Raw genomic sequence first — 18,878 nt, 5'->3', positions numbered from 1 at the left:
CTTTCGCCTATAAAACAGCCTTCGAGAATATTTAATTCCTGATAGGAATTTTTATTCATCAATGAAATCTTCGTTCACCCCTGAATTTTTCGCGCTGATCGTTAGCCGTTTGCTGAACTGCCGCCATCTTCCAGAGGACATGCCATGCAACACGAAAAGAACCATTTCATTCTCAAGATCAGCTGTCCGGCGACCTCCGGCATCGTTGCGGCGGTCACCTCTTACCTGGCGGGCAACAGCTGCTACATCGGTGAAATGGCGCAGTTCGACGACGAATTCAGCGGCAAATTTTTCATGCGCGCGGTGTTCCGTTTCAACGATGGTCACGCCGGCGACATCACTCAGCTCAAGGCCGGTTTCGAAGACGTGGCTAAGGCGTTCGATATGCAGTGGGAACTGCACGACACCCGCGAGCCCATGCGTGTACTGCTCATGGTGAGCAAGTTCGATCACTGCCTCACAGACCTACTCTACCGCTACCACAAGGGTGAGATGGACATGACCATCACCGCCATCGTTTCCAACCACCTCGACCTGCGTCCCATGGCCGAGCGCGAAGGCATTCGTTTCATCTACCTGCCGGTGACCAAAGACACCAAGGCCCAGCAGGAAGCGGCGCTGATGAGAGTGGTCGACGAAACCGGCACCGATCTGGTGGTCCTCGCCCGCTACATGCAAATCCTCTCCGATGACCTGTGCAAGCAACTGTCGGGCCGGGCCATCAACATTCACCACTCGTTTCTCCCTGGGTTCAAAGGCGCCAAGCCTTATCACCAGGCTTACGAGCGTGGCGTCAAGCTGATCGGCGCCACAGCCCATTACGTCACCAGCGACCTGGACGAAGGCCCGATCATCGAGCAGGAAGTGCAGCGCGTGGATCACGTGTACCTGCCGGATGATCTCGTCGCCACAGGTCGTGACACCGAAACCGTTGCCCTGTCGAAGGCGGTGAAATACCACCTGGAGCACCGGGTTTTCCTCAACAAGGACAGAACGGTGATCTTCCGGTGAGTACTTCCAAAATAATCGATGGCAAAGCCGCAGCCGCCCGCGTACTAGCCCACGTAAAAGCCGACGTGCAGAAACTGAAACTCAAAGGCATCGAGCCTGCGCTGGCAGTGATTCTGGTGGGTGAGGACCCGGCCAGTCAGGTCTACGTGCGCAACAAGATCCTGCGCGCTGAAGAGGCCGGGATCCGCTCGCTGGAGTACCGCTTGAGCGGCGACACCTCCCAAGCGCAGCTGCTTGAGCTGATCGCCGAATTGAACGCAGACGACGGCGTCAACGGCATCCTCCTGCAGTTGCCGCTGCCTGCACACATCGAAGAAACCCGCGCTCTGCAGGCCATTGCGCCGGGCAAGGACGTCGACGGTTTTCACAGCGAAAACGTCGGCGGCCTGAGTCAGGGCCGGGACGTGCTGACGCCCTGCACGCCCAGCGGTTGCATGCAGTTGCTCGAAGACGCCTGCGGTGATCTGAGCGGCAAGCACGCAGTGGTCATCGGCCGCTCGAACATCGTCGGCAAACCCATGGCCGCCCTGCTGCTCAAGGCCCATTGCTCGGTGACCGTGGTGCATTCGCGCAGCCTCGACGCCAAGGCCCTGTGCCGTCAGGCCGACATCGTCGTCGCCGCAGTCGGCCGCCCACGCATGATCGACGCCAGCTGGCTCAAGCCCGGCGCGGTGGTCATCGACGTCGGCATCAACCGTATTGAAGAAGAGGGCCGCAGCCGCCTGGTGGGTGACGTCGATTTCGACAGCGCCCTGCCCCAGGTTTCCGCGATCACCCCGGTGCCCGGTGGTGTCGGCCCGATGACCATCGCTTTTTTGATGAAAAACACGGTGACCGCTGCTGTTCAGCAGGCGCACGCACACACGTCCCAAATGCCAAGCAGCCCCTCGGAGGCCGTATGCCTTTCAATCTCTTGAAATACGGGCTCAGCTCGGAATACCCGGTCGAGGTCGATCTGCCGGCGCCCAGGGAGCTGAAGTCCTCCTACGACGTGGTGATCATCGGCGGCGGCGGCCATGGCCTGGCAACGGCCTACTACCTGTCGAAATACCACGGCATCACCAACATCGCGGTGCTGGAAAAAGGCTACCTGGGTGGCGGCAACACGGCGCGCAACACCGCGGTGATCCGCTCCAACTACCTGACCAGCGAAGGGGTGCGTTTCTACGCTGAATCCGTGCGCATGTTCGAAGGCCTGTCCAACGAGTTCGACTTCAACATCATGTACTCGCACCGCGGCCAGTTGACCCTCGCCCATACCGACGCCACCGTGCGCTCCTTTCGTCAGCGCGCCGAAGTCAACAAGCACTTTGGCGGGCGCACCGAGATGATCGACCGCCAGCAGATCCGCGAACTGGTGCCTTCACTCAATCTAGATCCGGGGCACATTCCGGTGCTCGCCGGGCTGTGGCACATCGACGGCGCAACGGCGCGCCACGATGCCGTGGCCTGGGGTTACGCCAAGCAGGCGGCCAAGCACGGCGTGGAGATTCACCAGCTAACCGAAGTGCAGGAACTGGTCATCGAAAACGGCACCATCACGGCGGTCAAAACCAATCGCGGCACGATCCAGTGCGGCTGCGCGGTTCAGGCCGTCGCGGGGATGAGTTCGCAACTGATGAAGAAGGCCGGGATTCGCTCGCCGATCCAGACCTTCCCGCTGCAAGCCATGGTGACCCAGCCGTTCAAGCCATTCCTCGATCCGCTGGTGAGTTCCTCTGCCCTGCACTGCTACGTGCAGCAGACCAGCCGTGGCGAAGTGGTCTTCGGCGGCGGTTCCGATCCCTACCCGCTGTTCAACACCCGCTCCACGCTGGATCTGAAAGAAAGCCTGCTGGCCCACGCCATCGAGATGTTCCCGTTCCTGGCCAACGCCAAGCTCATGCGTCAGTGGGCCGGGATCACCGACATGACCCCGGATTACAGCCCGATCATGGGCCTGTCGCCGGTGAAGAATTACTACCTCGATGCGGGCTGGGGCACGTGGGGCTTCAAGGCCACGCCGATCTGCGGAAAGACCATGGCTGAGCTCGTGGCCAGCGGCGGCAAGGTGCCGGAGCTGATCAAACCCTTCGGTCTGGAGCGTTTTTCGACCTTCCAGCAAGTCAACGAAATGGGCGCCACAGCGGCCAGTCACTGACCGCCCTTGAGCCAGGAGAGACACATGAAAGTCATGACTTGCCCGCTCAACGGGCCGCGCAATATCAGCGAATTCACCTACGGCGGCGAGTTCAAGCAGATGCCCGATCCTCAGACCTGCAGCGACGCCGAGTGGGCCGATTACGTGTTCAACAGCGAAGACACTCTGGGCGTGGTGCGCGAATGGTGGATGCACAACCCCTCCAGCTATTGGTTTCTGGCCGAGCGCCACACCGGCAGCGACGAAATCCTGCGCACCTTCGACCCGAAAGAACTGTTCAACGCCCGCGTGGAATTCACCGCTGTTGCCCCCAGGGAGACCACCCGATGAGCCGCCTTCCCGCCCCCATGGGGCTGCTGATTGACCGTAATCAGCCACTCGATTTCAGTTTCGATGGCAATCCGTATCAGGGCTTTGCCGGCGACACCATCGCCAGCGCCCTGCTTGCCAACGGCCGCTTTCTGCTGTCTCGCTCGTTCAAATACCACCGCCCACGCGGCCCCCTGACCATGGCCGGGCAAGACGCCAACACGTTGGTGCAGCTGCCAAGCGAGCCCAACGTGCTGGCCGACAGTCACTTGCTGGAAAACGGCGTGCAGGTCACCGGGCAGAACTTCAACGGCTCGCTGGACAACGACAAGGACGCTTACCTCGGCAAGTTCTCCAAGTTCATGCCGGTGGGCTTTTATTACCGCTCGTTCTACAAGCCCAAGGGCGCGTGGAAACTCTGGGAGCCGATCATTCGCAAGAAGGCCGGCCTGGGCGTGCTCGACCTGAAATTCCAGCCCGAGTATTACGACAAAGCCTATCTGTTCGCGGACCTGGCCGTGATCGGCGCAGGCCCGGCCGGTCTTCAGGCCGCCCTGACTGCCGCCAACGCGGGCGCCAAGGTGCTGCTGATCGAGCAACAGCCGGTCCTCGGCGGCTCGCTGACGTACGCCCGCTTCGACCTCGAAGGCACCCGCGCCGAAACCCTGCGTCGTGAACTGGTCAGCGCCGTCGAAGGCCACGCCAACATTCGCGTGCTGAAAAAAGCCACCTGCAACGCCTGGTTCACTGACAACTACCTGCCGGTGATTCAGGGCAAGCGCATGTACAAAGTGCGGGCTACGCAATGCCTGATCGCCAGCGGCTCGTTCGATCAGCCGGTGATCTTCCGCAACAACGACTTGCCCGGCGTCATGTTGACCAGCGCCGCGCAACGCCTGATGAAGCTGTACGCGGTCAAGCCGGGCAAACGCGCGGTGGTGTTGACGGGCAACGACGACGGCTACCTGGCGGCGATGGACTTGCACGATCAGGGCGTTGACGTGGTAGCGCTCGTGGACATGCGCAGCAACCCCGCCGACCGCAGCCTGCTACTGGCGCTGGAAAAGCGCGGCGTGGTCTGTCACTTGGGCAGCACCGTGTTTGAGGCGCTGCACGAAAAAGGGATGCGCCACGTCAGCGGCGCTGACATTCGCAAGATCACCGGACAAGGCCAGGTGGCCAGCAGCGGTCTGGTTCTGGGTTGCGATCTGCTGTGCATGTCCGGCGGCTACATGCCGGTCTATCAGTTGTTGTGCCAGGCGGGTGGCAAGCTGGCCTACGATGACCAACTGGCGGAATTCACCCTCAGCGGTCTACCGAAAAACCTCACCGTTGCAGGCTCGGCCCACGGTTATCACGCGTTGGACAACGTGCTGGCCGATGCAATTCACGCTGCAGCCAATATCGTCATGGCGCTGAATTTGGAACTCGCTGCCAGGCCGCTGGCGATGCGCCCGGAAGCGCAGGTGAACTTCCCATGGCCGATCTTCCCACACCCCAAGGGCAAGGACTTCGTCGACTTCGATGAAGACCTGCAGGTGCGTGACATAGTGAATGCCACCAAAATCGGCTACCGCGACATCCAGCTGGTCAAGCGCTACTCCACGGTCGGCATGGGCCCGTCCCAAGGGCGTCATTCGGCGCTGCCAACCGCACGGCTGGTTGCCGCCTCGACGCAACGCAGCGTCAGCGAAACCGGCGTCACCACGGCACGTCCGCCTTTTGAAGCCGAGAAACTCGCCCATGTCGCAGGGCGGGCGTTCGATCCGTACCGCCAGACGCCAATGCACAAACGGCATGTGGAGGCCGGGGCGAAGATGATGCCTGCCGGCATCTGGCAGCGTCCCGCGTATTACGGCAAGGCCAGCGAGCGCGACGCGTGCATGCAGGCTGAAGCGCTGCACGTGCGCAACAAGGTCGGCATCATCGATGTCTCGACGTTGGGCGGTCTGGACGTGCGCGGCCCGGATGCCGCCGAACTGCTCAACCGTATGTACACCTTCGCCTTCCTCAAGCAACCGATTGGTCGCTCCCGTTATGCGCTAATGACCAACGAACAGGGCGCGGTGATCGACGACGGTGTGTGCGCACGCTTCGGCGAGCACCATTTTTACGTCACCGCCACCACCAGCGGCGTTGATCGCATTTATCAGCAGATGCTCAAGTGGAACGCACAGTGGCGGCTGGATGTGGACATCGCCAACGTCACGGCGGCGATTTCGGCGGTCAACGTGGCTGGGCCGGATTCGCGCAAAGTGCTGGAAAAGGTATGCCAGGACCTGGACCTGTCCGCTGAAGGCTTCCCTTATCTGGGCGTGCGTCAGGGCACGGTGGCGGGAATCAAGGCGCGCTTGCTACGAGTCGGTTTCGTCGGCGAACTGGGCTATGAAATTCACCTTCCCGCGCGCCATGCGCTGAAGCTGTGGGACGCTTTGATGGAAGCCGGCAAGGCTTTGGATATCCGCCCGTTCGGCGTCGAGACCCAACGCTTGCTACGCCTGGAAAAAGGCCACGTGATCATCAGTCAGGACACCGACGGCATGACCCATCCCGGAGAGATCGACATGGGTTGGGCGGTGAGCCGGACCAAGCCGTTCTTCGTCGGACGCCGCTCGGTGGACATCCTCGAAGCCCAGCCGCAGAAACGCAAACTGGTGGGTTTCACGCTGCCCAAGACCAGCCCGCAACCGCTGGAAGGCCATCTGGTGCTCCGCGGTCCGGACATCAGCGGCAACGTGACCTCCTGCGAGTACTCGCAATCCCTGGACACGATCATCGGCCTGGCCTATGCCGCGTTCGATCAGAGCCAGCCAGGGCAGCAGATTCCGATTCGGGTGGAGGGCGGCGTGATCGTCCAGGCCACGGTGGTGAAACTGCCTTTCTTCGATCCTGAAAACCAGCGCCAGGAGCTCTGACATGTCGAGCCTCAACACAGAAACATACATCGAACCCGCTCCGCTTCAGCTCGGCGCTTTACAACAATGCGTGCTGGTCGATCTGACCGAAGTACCGAGGGTCGGCTTTCGCGGTCAACAAAGCGCCGATTACTTGCAGGCGCGAGGTTTTAACCTGCCGGATGAGCCAAACCGGGCGGTCACTCAGGCCGATGGCAGCCATGTGGCACGCCTGTCGCAGACTGAGTACCTGATTCTCGGCAGTCTTCAGGACCGTGGCGAACGCATCGCCGATGAGGAAGCGCGCTGGGAGCTGGATCACAGCGCCAACTACCTATTGCCCCGGGAAGACAGTCACGCCTGGCTGCACTTGAGTGGCGTATGCATTGCCGAAGTCATGGCCAAACTCTGTGGCGTCGACCTGCGCCCCGCTGCCTTTCCGCCGGGCGCTGTCGCGCAGACCTCGGCGGCCCGCATCAACGTGATCGTGATCAACCTGGGAGCGAAAGACCAACCGGCGTTCCAGATCCTCTTCGACCGGGCGTCGCTGGCGTATTTCAAGGACGCAGTGATGGATGCCGTTACCGAGTTCGATGGGCAGGTGTTGGAGATTGAAGCACTCCAGTGAACTCAACTCCTTTATCAGCACAGCTTATCGGCGGCAGCGGTTTCAAAAGCCTCACTGCCGGCAAGCCGGACCGCTACGGGCAGTACTAGGGCTATTATCAAGGAGACGCCCGGATGAAAATGGCCGAAACGCCCGACAATGACACCGACTACAGTGTCCCCGCTCTTACCCGTGGGCTCAGTGTGCTGGGCATGTTCAACGCCGGCACACGCATCCTAAGCATTCAGGAAATCGCTGAGCGGCTGGGGGTCAGCACTTCGGCGGTATACCGCATCCTATTCACTCTGACCAAAATGGGTTATCTGAACAAACACAACACTCAATACGAACTCGGCGCTCGCGTCATCAGCGATGGTTTCAGTTACCTGGCCAGCCGCGATATAGTCGAAGTGGCGATGCCGCACTTAAACGAGCTGCGTGATCGCACATCTTTGTCCTGCCATCTAAGCATTCGTGAGCAAAGTGACAGCGTCTATCTATATCGGGCCTTCGCCGCCCAGCGGCTCTCGGTGAATATTCCTGTGGGCACGCGCATTGCGTGCCACTGTACCGCAATGGGTCGTATGCTTCTAACCTCACTTGGCGAAATAGAGCTAGGACAACTTTATCAACACATCCGTCTGGACGACTATCCGAACCCAGCACCCCGTACACTAGTGGAATTACAAAGCTTGATTGCCGAAGACAGAGCACGAGGCTGGGTACTGCATCGGTCCGATTATTCGACAGCTATTGCAGCATCAATCAAAGATTATAGCGGGAAAGTAGTGGCCGCTATTAATCTGTCTGGGCCCGATGCAGTAATGGATCCCGACGGGATTGAAACGCAATATCGAGAATTATTATTGGATTGCAGCTTTAGCATTAGCAGCGAGCTAGGTTACCAAAAGCAACAAGGGCCACCGTAAAAAAGCCACTCTCTAATGAGAGTGGCCGTTCTCTTATGCAGTGACGTTAACCATATTGCCAGAATTTTCACTCCCAGCGCCTTTTACAGCTTGCAACAATGCAGCCATTACAGTCTGTAACGCTGCTGACGTGCTTGATATCTGAGTCTGAACAGCGCCAACGGCGGCCGCTTTCAACTCGGCAGCCTGTTGGCTGGATTGAATTTTTTGTAGCTGTTGTTGTTCTTGCTGGAGCTGCTTTTGAAGCTGAGCTATCTGACGTTTCAATTGCGACATTATATCAGATGATGCAGCGCCAGAGTTACCCTCCCCCCTACTCGTTTCTTTATCAACTTCTGAACTGTTTGCACCTCTTGCAGCTGCTACATTAGAGAGCTGTAACTTAGCTGCATCTGTGTTGTTAATATCACTAGCAGCCATCCTGCTAGTAACTCGTGTGAGGCCACCAGCATTTACATCATCATTGAAAACGTTTATCACACGCCACCTTTCCCCATTAATTATTAATTCACCGCCTAATCGGCTCAGCGTCAGCGTTTACTCAACGGAGAGATGAACGCTGTAGCATCAACGGCGAAGCGTCCAGCGAGCGTACGTGCGTGGGAGGTACGGCTATAGTTCCCAAAGAACTCCTTAAGTCCTCCCGAGCCTGCCCACAACAACATTGCCTTTTGCTCCCCAGTGTTGCCATCTAACGCCTCCAATTCGACAGCCAAGGCGCCGTTCAGTAGCGGTCCTATGGCCAAGGAAGTTACAGTATTGATCACAGGAGATGCCTCTGTAATTCGTGTAATACGAATTTTTATACGAAGAACCGGCTCAGTAGTAGGGTCACCCTTCAAATCAAACTTCTTTCGCATCTGCGCATTAACATCATCACGCAGCACGTCTGAAATTTCTGTGCAGACCTCAGGAGATACTTCCTTGGCAACGGCAGGAGCAACCTGCACCGACTCTATAACGGCCACTCTATACCGACCAAAATCGACAGGCTGGGGAGGAATCGACATCTCGTTTTCACCACTTGCTGCCAAGCCCTGATAAGACGTCGCCTGGTCAGATTTTAGTGGAGTATGCGAGGCACACGCACTAATACCGAAAACCGCCGCGATCAAAAAACAGCCTCTCCCAAAATAATGGATTTTATCTGAGGCTTTATGCGAAGACCCACATACCAAACTTGCACGCCACGCACTTTTTGAAGCATTCATATATTAGCCCTTAATGATTGAAACACCTGGTCTCGCGCAAAAATAGCGCGAACACATAAAACCAACGCTCGTAAAAAAATAGGATACAGCGCGATCGCGCGCCTCGCATTAAACATGCCGAAACAACAATCACTGTGCAAAAGATTATATCTAAAACTTCAGATATCAGACGTTAGAAATTTAGCCAGCAGTCTGATCAGCATAACTTCAAAGCATTTGCAGAGGCGCACTAAAAAGCGCGACTATAGAATAAAGAAAAAGACTCAATCCCATCATTCGGTTCTTTTATCCCAGCATTTGAGTAATGTATTGCTCGAACACCTACTTTTTGAGTCTCACCGATTTTCAAGCCAGCACCTAGACGATCCTCAAAGTTAAAGCGGACCCCATAGCCCTATCACCTGCATTTCCTCCGGAGAAAACGGCTAAACCCACCCCCAACTCTATGAAAGGTTTGATGTGAGAGGTACCGAATTCGTAGACGAAAACGGGAGCAAAAGATAAGGAATGTCTAGCACCAGCTTTTCTACCAGCCTCCCAAAAGGTGTAACCAAAATCCCAATATCCTGTAAGTTTCCCTATTCGACTCTGCAACCATGAACTGCCCCAATTCACGCTCAGACCAGCGCGACCAGTCAGGCCGCCCTGACTTGTCGAACCAACAGACGAGGACAGCTCAACGGCCTGCGAGGCAGAGGAAAAAAAAAACAGAAGTATTGCCATGATGACTCTTTTCATACCCACACCCCTTAATTTCAGATATTTAACTCTTCCATCACTTAAGATTTTTCTATAAAAATACCGCCAGGGGAGATTCCGAGATGCGTAGTACTAGTGAAAAATTATCCTACCATCCCCTTGACCAGCATTAACTGCGAGCATGACACAATCAACCAGCCTGCTGAGCGCCTAGTTTAATTAGCAAAACCCCACCAACGATTAAGACAATACCCAACCCCATTAATTTAGTAAGTGGATCTTTAAAAAGATAGTTCGCAACAATTGCAGTCAGGGCCACACCACAGGCAGACCATATCCCATAAGCGACTCCGACACTCAACCCTTCAGCAAGAGTCAAACTGAGCAATGAAAACGCAATTAAATAGGAAGCCAGAACTGGCAAAATCCATACTTTACGGCGAAAACCATCTGAAGCACGCATTGAGAGCGTGCCTGCGACTTCGAACAAAATGGCACCAATCAAGTAGATCCAACTCATTGTCATTCCTCCACTTTGCGATGAGATGCGACAGATCCCGCTTCAACTAGCCAGACGCCAGCGATGATGCAAACGATGCCTAGTCCCATAATCCAAGTAAGGGGATCGCTGAACAAAATGTGTGCCACCACGGCGGTAAACGCCACTCCGCAAGCGGCCCAGATACCATAGGCGACGCCAATAGCCATGCCTTCTCGCAGCACCATGGAAAGCGCTACAAACGCCCCCACATAGCCGCAAATAACGACCACGATCCACTGAGGATTATCCACTGCAGCGCGGAGTGAGAGCGTCGCCACAACCTCAAGTACTATCGCCATAAGAAGCCATATCCACTGTTTCATTCGGTTTCCTCGTTAGCTAATTAGGCTGTAGCCGCCGCACAGCCAGAGTTTGTAGAAATCCTTGATTTAATTTGGGCAAGCGTAGTCCGAGCTTGCCATCCAAGGTATCACCGTCTGAACAATGCGGACGCTGAGCTCCCTTATCAATTGTTGATGCGCCAAAACCAACGCGCTCATTTCAGCGGTCGCCTCCTGACGAATCACTGATGTGCAGCTCAAGCTTCTGCGTGGACCAGCTCCCCTAGTATTTCTCAGGCTCCAAATTGCCTCAATCAAAGCATAGTGCCCTGGAACCATCTCGAGACGACGTATGTCGACCTGTATAGACGCATTTTGCAAACCTGAGTCGCGAGCGACACCCGCACTGTCCGCCCGCCCCATCTGCAGTCTTAGGTGATGCCGTAGCGCAGATCTCACCTCATCTGACAAAGGGGAGGCCCAGCGTTCTGTCTCCAGTATCTGAACGCCACTCTCTCCTTGACGAACAACTATCTGAGGCTGATCAACTTGAGCCGGTACGTTAACGGTCGTCAGCTCATACTGAAACGGCACCACTGTTGGGGTGATAAGTGAATCCGTAGCAGGCATCAGCGTGTAATAATGCGTGGGCGCAGAGCTGCAAGCAGTCAGGGTTAGGCACGCTACAAGGACATAAAAACCTATTTTCACTCAGAAGACTCCGAAGATAGAGCGGGTGAAGAGGAATTGCTTGAGCGAATACCGTCAGGTTGCCCATCCTTCACTCTGCCGCGAATCAACGCTTCTGGGTGTCGGCTCAGCAAATCGCTAAGCACACGCACTGATCGTGCAGAACGTTGTACTTCATCCATCACCTGACCAAACTGCTGGCGCTGTGGGGAGTCCTCAGCAAAACTCTCGTTGACTATGGTCAGCGTTTTTTGTGTCTGGCCTAACGCATCACGCATTTGCGGCAGTACCTGTCCATTAACCTGCTGCAACGTCTTACGCATTTCTACTAAGTTGTTATTGAAGTTACCTGCAATCTGCTCGAACGGAACTTTACTGATTTTTTCCACGATACGCTGAACCTGGTCCTGCAGTTTGTCTAAACTGCCAGGAACTGTTGGCATTTCCATAGGACGAGCGGCTAAATTAAAATGTACGGGCTGAGCATTTGGGACGAAATCAAGTGCAATATAAAGTTGGCCCGTCAACAAGTTTGCTGTTCGGACTTGAGCGCGCAGCCCCTCTTTGACGAATGTTGATATTAACTGTGCTGACTTTTTACCGTCTTCATCTTCACCTGTACCATACGCAGTAAGTATTTGGTCATAAGCCTGGCCTAAGCGTTGGGGGTAAATAACCGCGCCAACCATAACCGCGAAGCTATTGGTTGACGGGTTGAAGTCCAGATCGGTGGACACAACCTTCCCAATGTTCACGCCTAGGAATTCGACAGGCGCATTTACCGCTAAACCGCGCATTGACTGATCGAAATGCATTCGAATGAAGAAGGGCTCACCATCTGGCGGAGCCAAAGCAGTTGCTTGGTCTTTAAATAATGGAAAGGCGCTATGCTCTTCAGTATTTTTAGCATCGGCCCCATAGGGCGGCTCCATAAAAGCAATACCGCCCGATACGATGGACGCCACAGACTGGGTATTAACCTTCAGCCCTTCTGCGCCAAAACTCACGTCTACCCCACTGGCATTCCAGAATCGAGTTCCAGAGGTGATAAATTTATCATTTGGCGCGTTAATGAAAATTTCGATTTCGACACCTTTGCCATCAACAGACAGCTGGTAAGAGACAACCTGCCCGACTTCGATGCGCCTGTAGTAAACCGGAGAACCGACGTCAAGCGAGCCAAGATCGTCAGCGTTCAATGTAAAACGCGTCCCTTTCTGCCCATAGGTTATTGGCGGCGGACTTTCCAACCCCTTGAAAGCTACCTTGGTTTCACTTGATTCACCGGGATCTGCGCCAATAAAGGCGCCCGACATAAGCGTGTCGATGCCCGAAATACCCTGTGCACCGACGCGGGGTCGAACAACCCAAAAACGCGAATTCTGAGCTGTAAACGCTTTAGCGGAACGTTCTAATTGAACAGTCGCCACAGCGTGATCACGATCATCGCTCAAAGAAATATTAGCGACTTGGCCGATGACTACATTTTTGTATTTCACCTGAGTTTTTCCCGCCACGAGACCTTCGGCACTTGAAAAACTGACTTGGATTTCTGGTCCCTCTGACAGAAGGTTATGCGCAGCCATCGATACGCCGATCAATGCAGCAACTATAGGAAGCAACCAAACCAGTGAGAAGCCCTTGCTTCGATCTTTTACACGAGGTCTTTCAGGCTCTTGGTTAGCACCGACACTCAGTTGATCAGACATTTTCTACCTCAGAATCCCAAATAAGTCGGGGATCAAAACTCATAGAAGCCAGCATGGTGAAGACCACCACGAGGCCAAAAAAAACGATCCCTATTCTGGGTTCGATATTGCTCAACAACTGAAATTGTACAAGTGCAGCCAGCACCGCGACGACCAGCACATCGAGCATGGACCAATAGCCAATGCGTTCAACAATGCGATAGAGACTGGATCGCTCTAATGTGCGCCATCGGCTGCGGCGCTGAGTGCTTGTCAGTAGCAGGAACATAATAAGAAACTTCATGCACGGCACTACTACACTGGCTACAAATATCAATAACGCGATGTCCCAAGCACCACTTTTCCACAGTTCGATCACACCACCCATGATGGTGCTATCACGACCATGACCTAGAATATCAGTACGCATAACCGGCATTAAATTAGCCGGCAGATAAAAAATCATGCCCGTGAGGAGCAGCGCCCACGTTCGAATAAGGCTATTGGGCTTACGGTGGTGAAGTTGTGCTCCACAACGATCACAAATGTTCACGAGAATGGAGCATGTCTTTTTACAGGTATGACAAAGAACCAACTGTAACTCTGAGGCATTTGGAGGACGTCGGGCCATCATACGTAACGCGCCTCGCCCCATAACTGCTCAATGCTTTTATTGGTTACAACAATACTGACAACGCAAAGTAAAACTAACGCCAACAGCCCCAATCCTGGCCGAACATCTAACAACCCATTCAGTTTAATAAGCGCGACTAGAATACCCAGCAAACATACCTCGAGCATGCTCCAAGGTTTTAAGTCCACTAGCAGACGCATGCAGCGCTCGAAACCGGGCGCACGTCGATGTCGGTTAGCAAATCCAAGCAACCAGCACAATAAAGCAATCTGCAGACCCGGAGCCAAAATAATGCATAATCCAGCCACAAAAGCGATCGGGGTAACTTCGCCTTGCGCTAATGCCCAAACCGAAGACCACAATGTTGCCTGATTACCCACCCCCTGAAAACTCACATCTATGACAGAAAATACATTAGCAAAGACGAACAAAAGCGCACTGGCGATAGAGATCGCAAACAACTGTTCAATCGTAAATGTAGATCCCTGTTGAAGCACTCCCTTGCACCGTGTGCAAAACGCTGTCTGACCAGATTCCAGCATTACATATTCGAAAACTGAATCGCAATGCTCACAGATAATCCAGTCAGAATTTTGCTGCATGTAAGTTTTCCTAAACGTGGGTTCGACACACCATCCACTCTTACTGAGTAACTACGTAAACGTATAGAACACTCGAAGATTCTTAACCAGGAACCCACAAGCGGTCAGTAAACGGGGAGCGATGGTCTAATTTGAAAAGCACAGAGCAAGGCTACACTGCGCTTTTCAATAAACGATTCAGAAAATATCAAGATTTTATCAAGATTTAGCAATACTCACTAAGGCAGTGCGCGACGATCGCCACGATTACCGTGTGGAGGTTCTCAATTAAGCGCAGGGATTGATATTTGAATAGCCAAGCCCCCACCATCGCGGTTGGACGCACTGATATTACCGCCATGAGCCTCACAAATCGCCGAGGCAATTGACAACCCCAACCCCGTACCGCCCCAAGGCCGAGCGCGAGAACTTTCAGCTCGCCAAAAACGGTCGAACATGCGTGATAGCTGGTCCTCCTTCACTCCAGGGCCTCTATCGGCGACAACCAAGAAAAAAGCACCGTCAAACTGACTTGCTGTCACTTCGCAATGTCTACCTTGAGCGGCATAGCGCAGCAAGTTGTCAATCAGAATCGACAACGCCTGGCCAATCCTATCTCGATCAGCCATCAGCGTGAATTCACGTACAGCATTAACCTGCACCACGACACCCGCAGCGACAATCTGAGGCGCAGCCCATTCAAGGCGCTCAGAAATCAGCTCATTCACGGAAAACTGGTATTTCTCCATCGCTAACTGACCAGCCCGGGCCAGAGACAACAAATGCAAATCACCCACTAGTCGATTCAACTGGTCAAGCTGACCTTTGACCAGCATTAGCTGTTGAGGATCACTGGGGAACACCTCGTCCAGCATGCCTTGCACGCGCCCCATCGCCGCATTGAGCGGAGTTCTAAGCTCATGGGCGAGCACCGCACTGGACACACGAACCTCGCGCTCATACTGCTCAAGCTTCGCAGTCATCCTGTTGAAGTCTTTCGCCAGTTTTCTAAGCTCGGCGGGAGCACCAGGGACACTTGGCGCCCGCACCGAAAAGTCCCCCTGTGCAACTTTCCGGGCAGCACGGGCAACATCTGAAAATTGTTGAGACAATGGCCGAGAAGCCAATAGGCCACCTAAAATCACGACCGGTATTGAGACCATGACAAATAGTGCAAGCCACCACCAATCACGGTTTGCCATACCCGGGAGAAAGTCTCCTACGTCATAATAACGTTGAAATAGCTCCCACAATCGAGCTTGATTGTAATTTGGATCTGCGCGAAGCTCTTCGAGTTCGGGCCTTACCGACGCAGGGATCTGCTGAGTCGTGGTGTAGTCCCAAATCGCAAATCGTAGCCACATGCCAAATGTAATACTGAAAACCACACCTAGTGCAAGCAAGCTCATGCGTAGGCAAACCCAGTACCAAAGTGTTGAGCGAGTTTTACGCGAAAAAGGGAGTTTCATTGTGCCCTCCGAAACCGATAACCGACGGCTCGGACGGTGACCAACACATCAGTTATACCATTCACCTCCAATTTCTTGCGGAGATTGTGAATATGAGTGTCTATAACGCGATCTAAAGCTCCACTTTCAGGCAAACACGCCTCTAACAACTCATTGCGCGTAAATGCTTTGAATGGGGCGCGGAGCAAGGTTGCTAATAAATTAAATTCAGTCGGAGTGAGATCCAACAATTCGCCACCCATTTTCCCTCCTTCTACATGCGCGGTAAATGTTTGGAGATCAACCAGTAGAGAACCATCGCGAAGTTGATTTTTTGGCGCAAGGACACCGGCATCTGTTCTACGAAGAACTGCAACTACCCTGGCAACCACCTCCTTAGGATTATAAGGTTTAACAACATAGTCATCTGCACCGTAACGAAGTGCCCCTAATTTTTCTGGCTCGTCACCAATCGCAGTCACCATAATTACCGGTGTGTTTCCCAAACGGCGAATGATTGAAAGAACTTCCGTACCACTAAGTTTAGGCAGCATCACATCCAGCAGGACCAAATCCGGTCTCCAACGGGCATGCATTTCTACACCGCGCTCGCCATCCTCGGCGATAGCCACTTCAAATCCGTCACGACGAAGATATGCCTCGAGCGTGTTTGCACTTAAGGCGTCGTCCTCAACCACCAGCACCTTTTTGCCTACCATAATAGCCTCTTGATGAAACCTTGATAATTTCCGCAACGATTCTTGAAAGTCATATGCAACCATCTGTTTCCAAGATAACAGCGAATGGTTGAGTTGATGGCTACTTTCTTACCAACAGAGAATCAGACCAGTTTCTTCCGACGCAGTGGGACGCTGGTATTCGGGGTTCTGCTCCCCGTAGTCATCAGTCTATCTGCTTGTTCACTGGCACCAACGTACCAGCGACCTGAAGCATCGATTCCTGCAAAATTTGATACTTCGACGGTTCCCACCTCGAAGGTTTCGGAAGGAAGATCGGAACCGCTCTCTACGCAGGAACGCCTTTTTCTTAAGGCGTTTTCGACAAGCGATGATCTCGTCCCGCTCGTCGAACGTGCTTTGGCTAACAATCGTGACTTTAAAGTCGCAACGCTCCAGGTCGAACAAGCACGCGCGCTAAATCGCATTGATCGCGCACAACAGCTTCCCAGCGTGAGTGCCTCAGTCCAACGCTTCCGTCAGAAATTCGATGATCCCAGCCTCGATGCGCGCTACGGACAGAAATTGAGTGCTGCGACCATTGGTACATCGGATTTCGAGCTGGATTTCTTCGGCCGGGTTCGCAGCCTTTCCGACGCATCCAGGCATCGGTATCTGGCCAGCGCTCAAGGACAACGCGCGTTTCGCGGTGCTCTGATTTCAGAAGTTCTACGTGCTTATGTCATTGATCGCGCAGCTGCGGCTCAAGCACAACAACTGCGAAACGCATATCTCGATACGCTGACCCTACTCAATCTCGCCGAACGCCAACGAGACGTTGGGACGTTATCTGAAGATGAAGTGAACCTGCAACGCAGCGACACCGAACACTCACACGCAAGCATGCAGCAGGCTCAAACCGACGCGGCTGGCGCACGAAATGCGCTGCAGTTGCTGACTGGCTACGCCGGCGCGCCCCCCGCGGGAAAGGTCGAGGAGTTGGCCAATCCCAATGAGTCGCTCGACTGGATGAATTCGTTGCACTCTGAGGTACTGCTGGAACGTCCCGACATCCTTCAGGCGGAGGAGCAACTGCGGGCCTCCAATGCTGACATCGGCGCAGCCAGAGCCGCGTTCTTTCCATCAATTACGTTGAGTACCTCATTGGGTACTGCCAGCGATGGTCTGGGAAACCTGTTCGATTCAGGTGGCCGCGTTTGGACCTTCATTCCTCAAATCACGCTGCCCATTTTCAATCATGGCCGTAACAGCGCCAATCTCGATCTGGCACAGCTACGTAAAGAAGCGGCAGTGGCCGACTACGAAAGAACCGTGCAATCAGCGTTCCGAGAAGTATCCGATGCGCTCATTGCCCGCACCGCGCTGATTGAACGAGTACGTAGCGAGCGTGGACTGGGGATCACAGAGGATGAACGTGTTCGGCGAGCGACTGCGCGCTTCGAAGCGGGATGGGAGGACCAACCGCGGCTATTGTCGGCACGCCTTCGGCTCCACCAAACCCGCATCGACGGTATTTTCGCGCAACGGGACTTAGCCCTTAATCGTATCGCCCTTTTCCACGCCTTCTATGGCGTAACCATGAACGCTCCAGCAACGTTAGGAAAAAAATCATGAAAAAACTTTCTGCGCACGCATTAAGACGCTCTGCTGCCCACATATTCTACGGTTCGGTCATGTCCTTGCCGTTGGCGCTTCAAGTGCAGGCTGAAACGCCCTCAATTACCGACAGCATCTTTGGTGGCGAAACTCAAGCTAGCATCGGTGTAGGTGTTGCCGGTGGGCCCCGCTACATGGGCTCAAAGGATTACCGGAGTGTGCCGGTTCCGGTGCTCTCGCTAAGCCGCGGCATTTTTTTTGTTGATACCTACCGAGGGTTAGGCTTGCAGTGGCAGTCGTCTTCCGGCTTCTACATCAGTCAGTCATTTTTCTACGACGCTGGCAGGGATGATCGCAATAACGACTTCAGGCCTGGGTCTAACCGACTCTCAGGCATGGGCGAAGTCAACAGCACAGCAACCAGTATTCTGTATCTAAGTCAGCAAGTGACGCCATGGCTCTCGGTCAATGGCGAAGCCGAATTTGCGCTGGATGGTGGAGAAAGGGGAACACGCTATCGCGCCGGGCTAGAAGCGACGGTATTGAACCAGTCCAGAGACATCATTGTGCTTGGGCTTGACGTCCGAGCTGCCGATCATCGCTACAACCAGGCCTATTTCGGCGTAACTGGTCAGCAATCTCAGCAATCGAGGTTTACCGCATTTACCCCTGGGGGCGGCCTGAATCAGTACGCTCTGAACGCGAACTGGACTCATAAATTTGACGAAAACTGGTCAACGTATGTGCTGGTAACCGCATCGGAATTGGGCGGAAAAGTTGAGGACAGCCCTCTGATCGAACGCAAAGGAGCTGTGAGCGCCGTTACCTCCATCAGTTATACGTTCTGACCCTGCTAGACGGCAGCCGCTCAACTATAAATATCGGGAATACATGTCGTGATCCATGCCCCTCGTGCGCCTC

At 54.3% G+C, this 18,878-nt stretch carries 19 protein-coding genes and 1 pseudogene; 9 read left to right on the top strand and 11 right to left on the bottom strand.

The annotated features are described in order from the left end of the window. The first annotated feature begins 144 nt into the window (after positions 1 to 144). From purU to AB4P92_RS00160, 7 genes are all read left to right on the top strand, one after another. Entirely contained in the window at positions 145 to 1,011 is an 867-nt protein-coding gene (gene purU / locus AB4P92_RS00190; RefSeq protein WP_169905038.1) for a formyltetrahydrofolate deformylase, read from the top strand. After that, on the top strand, positions 1,008 to 1,928 hold the full coding sequence (folD, locus tag AB4P92_RS00185) for a bifunctional methylenetetrahydrofolate dehydrogenase/methenyltetrahydrofolate cyclohydrolase FolD (protein ID WP_169905039.1): 921 nt from the start codon (positions 1,008 to 1,010) through the stop codon (positions 1,926 to 1,928). The genes purU and folD overlap by 4 nt, the downstream gene beginning before the upstream one ends. Then, a complete protein-coding gene (locus tag AB4P92_RS00180; protein WP_169905041.1) occupies positions 1,910 to 3,151 on the top strand; it encodes an FAD-dependent oxidoreductase in 1,242 nt (413 codons plus the stop codon). Before folD ends, AB4P92_RS00180 begins: the two co-directional genes overlap by 19 nt. Before the next feature lie 24 nt (positions 3,152 to 3,175). Continuing rightward, positions 3,176 to 3,481, top strand: coding sequence for a sarcosine oxidase subunit delta (locus AB4P92_RS00175; RefSeq protein WP_169905043.1), 306 nt, complete (start codon positions 3,176 to 3,178; stop codon positions 3,479 to 3,481). Next, positions 3,478 to 6,375 carry a 2Fe-2S iron-sulfur cluster-binding protein gene (locus AB4P92_RS00170; RefSeq protein ID WP_197880422.1) on the top strand — a complete coding sequence of 966 codons (2,898 nt, stop codon included), beginning with the start codon at positions 3,478 to 3,480 and terminating at the stop codon, positions 6,373 to 6,375. Before AB4P92_RS00175 ends, AB4P92_RS00170 begins: the two co-directional genes overlap by 4 nt. A 1-nt stretch (position 6,376) precedes the next feature. Continuing rightward, positions 6,377 to 6,982: a sarcosine oxidase subunit gamma gene (locus tag AB4P92_RS00165; RefSeq protein ID WP_102879483.1), complete on the top strand. Its 606-nt coding sequence runs from the start codon at positions 6,377 to 6,379 to the stop codon at positions 6,980 to 6,982. A gap of 113 nt (positions 6,983 to 7,095) precedes the next feature. After that, on the top strand, positions 7,096 to 7,890 hold the full coding sequence (locus AB4P92_RS00160) for an IclR family transcriptional regulator (protein ID WP_102879484.1): 795 nt from the start codon (positions 7,096 to 7,098) through the stop codon (positions 7,888 to 7,890). A gap of 33 nt (positions 7,891 to 7,923) precedes the next feature. Here AB4P92_RS00160 and AB4P92_RS00155 read toward each other — a convergent pair whose 3' ends face one another. The 11 genes and pseudogenes from AB4P92_RS00155 to AB4P92_RS00105 all read right to left on the bottom strand — a co-directional run bounded on the left by AB4P92_RS00155 (position 7,924) and on the right by AB4P92_RS00105 (position 16,382). Continuing rightward, positions 7,924 to 8,310, bottom strand: coding sequence for a hypothetical protein (locus tag AB4P92_RS00155; protein WP_146036628.1), 387 nt, complete (start codon positions 8,308 to 8,310; stop codon positions 7,924 to 7,926). 110 nt (positions 8,311 to 8,420) lie between these two features. Then, a complete protein-coding gene (locus AB4P92_RS00150; RefSeq protein WP_102879485.1) occupies positions 8,421 to 9,101 on the bottom strand; it encodes a DUF3313 family protein in 681 nt (226 codons plus the stop codon). Positions 9,102 to 9,330: 229 nt separating this feature from the next. Beyond that, positions 9,331 to 9,839: pseudogene (locus AB4P92_RS00145) on the bottom strand (acyloxyacyl hydrolase). Positions 9,840 to 9,990: 151 nt separating this feature from the next. After that, on the bottom strand, positions 9,991 to 10,320 hold the full coding sequence (locus AB4P92_RS00140) for a multidrug efflux SMR transporter (RefSeq protein WP_102879486.1): 330 nt from the start codon (positions 10,318 to 10,320) through the stop codon (positions 9,991 to 9,993). Between the two features lie 2 nt (positions 10,321 to 10,322). Beyond that, positions 10,323 to 10,664 (bottom strand): multidrug efflux SMR transporter, encoded by a 342-nt coding sequence (locus AB4P92_RS00135; protein WP_102879487.1) that lies wholly within the window; start codon positions 10,662 to 10,664, stop codon positions 10,323 to 10,325. 66 nt (positions 10,665 to 10,730) lie between these two features. Next, the gene (locus AB4P92_RS00130) at positions 10,731 to 11,252 is read right to left on the bottom strand and encodes a membrane integrity-associated transporter subunit PqiC (RefSeq protein ID WP_102880063.1); all 522 of its coding nucleotides are present in this window, start codon (positions 11,250 to 11,252) and stop codon (positions 10,731 to 10,733) included. 77 nt (positions 11,253 to 11,329) lie between these two features. After that, positions 11,330 to 13,021 (bottom strand): intermembrane transport protein PqiB, encoded by a 1,692-nt coding sequence (locus AB4P92_RS00125; protein WP_102879488.1) that lies wholly within the window; start codon positions 13,019 to 13,021, stop codon positions 11,330 to 11,332. Continuing rightward, positions 13,014 to 13,634, bottom strand: a complete 621-nt coding sequence (locus AB4P92_RS00120; RefSeq protein WP_232103917.1) for a paraquat-inducible protein A — start codon at positions 13,632 to 13,634, stop codon at positions 13,014 to 13,016. The genes AB4P92_RS00125 and AB4P92_RS00120 overlap by 8 nt, the downstream gene beginning before the upstream one ends. Further along, positions 13,631 to 14,236 (bottom strand): paraquat-inducible protein A, encoded by a 606-nt coding sequence (locus tag AB4P92_RS00115; protein ID WP_102879489.1) that lies wholly within the window; start codon positions 14,234 to 14,236, stop codon positions 13,631 to 13,633. Before AB4P92_RS00115 ends, AB4P92_RS00120 begins: the two co-directional genes overlap by 4 nt. Before the next feature lie 263 nt (positions 14,237 to 14,499). After that, entirely contained in the window at positions 14,500 to 15,684 is a 1,185-nt protein-coding gene (locus AB4P92_RS00110) for an ATP-binding protein (protein WP_102879490.1), read from the bottom strand. Next, the gene (locus tag AB4P92_RS00105) at positions 15,681 to 16,382 is read right to left on the bottom strand and encodes a response regulator (protein ID WP_102879491.1); all 702 of its coding nucleotides are present in this window, start codon (positions 16,380 to 16,382) and stop codon (positions 15,681 to 15,683) included. The genes AB4P92_RS00110 and AB4P92_RS00105 overlap by 4 nt, the downstream gene beginning before the upstream one ends. 84 nt (positions 16,383 to 16,466) lie before the next feature. Between AB4P92_RS00105 and AB4P92_RS00100 the strand changes: the two genes are divergently transcribed. Both AB4P92_RS00100 and AB4P92_RS00095 read left to right on the top strand, forming a co-directional pair. Further along, positions 16,467 to 17,975 carry an efflux transporter outer membrane subunit gene (locus tag AB4P92_RS00100; protein WP_197880421.1) on the top strand — a complete coding sequence of 503 codons (1,509 nt, stop codon included), beginning with the start codon at positions 16,467 to 16,469 and terminating at the stop codon, positions 17,973 to 17,975. Beyond that, complete coding sequence (locus tag AB4P92_RS00095) at positions 17,972 to 18,805, top strand: MipA/OmpV family protein (protein ID WP_102879492.1); 834 nt, start codon at positions 17,972 to 17,974, stop codon at positions 18,803 to 18,805. Before AB4P92_RS00100 ends, AB4P92_RS00095 begins: the two co-directional genes overlap by 4 nt. Positions 18,806 to 18,878: the final 73 nt, after the last annotated feature.

Origin of the sequence: Pseudomonas sp. A0308, from assembly GCF_044218815.1 — a bacterium.
Lineage (GTDB): Bacteria > Pseudomonadota > Gammaproteobacteria > Pseudomonadales > Pseudomonadaceae > Aquipseudomonas > Aquipseudomonas iridis.
Note: the sequence above shows the minus strand (reverse complement) of the source record. Positions and strands in the feature narration are given on the sequence as shown.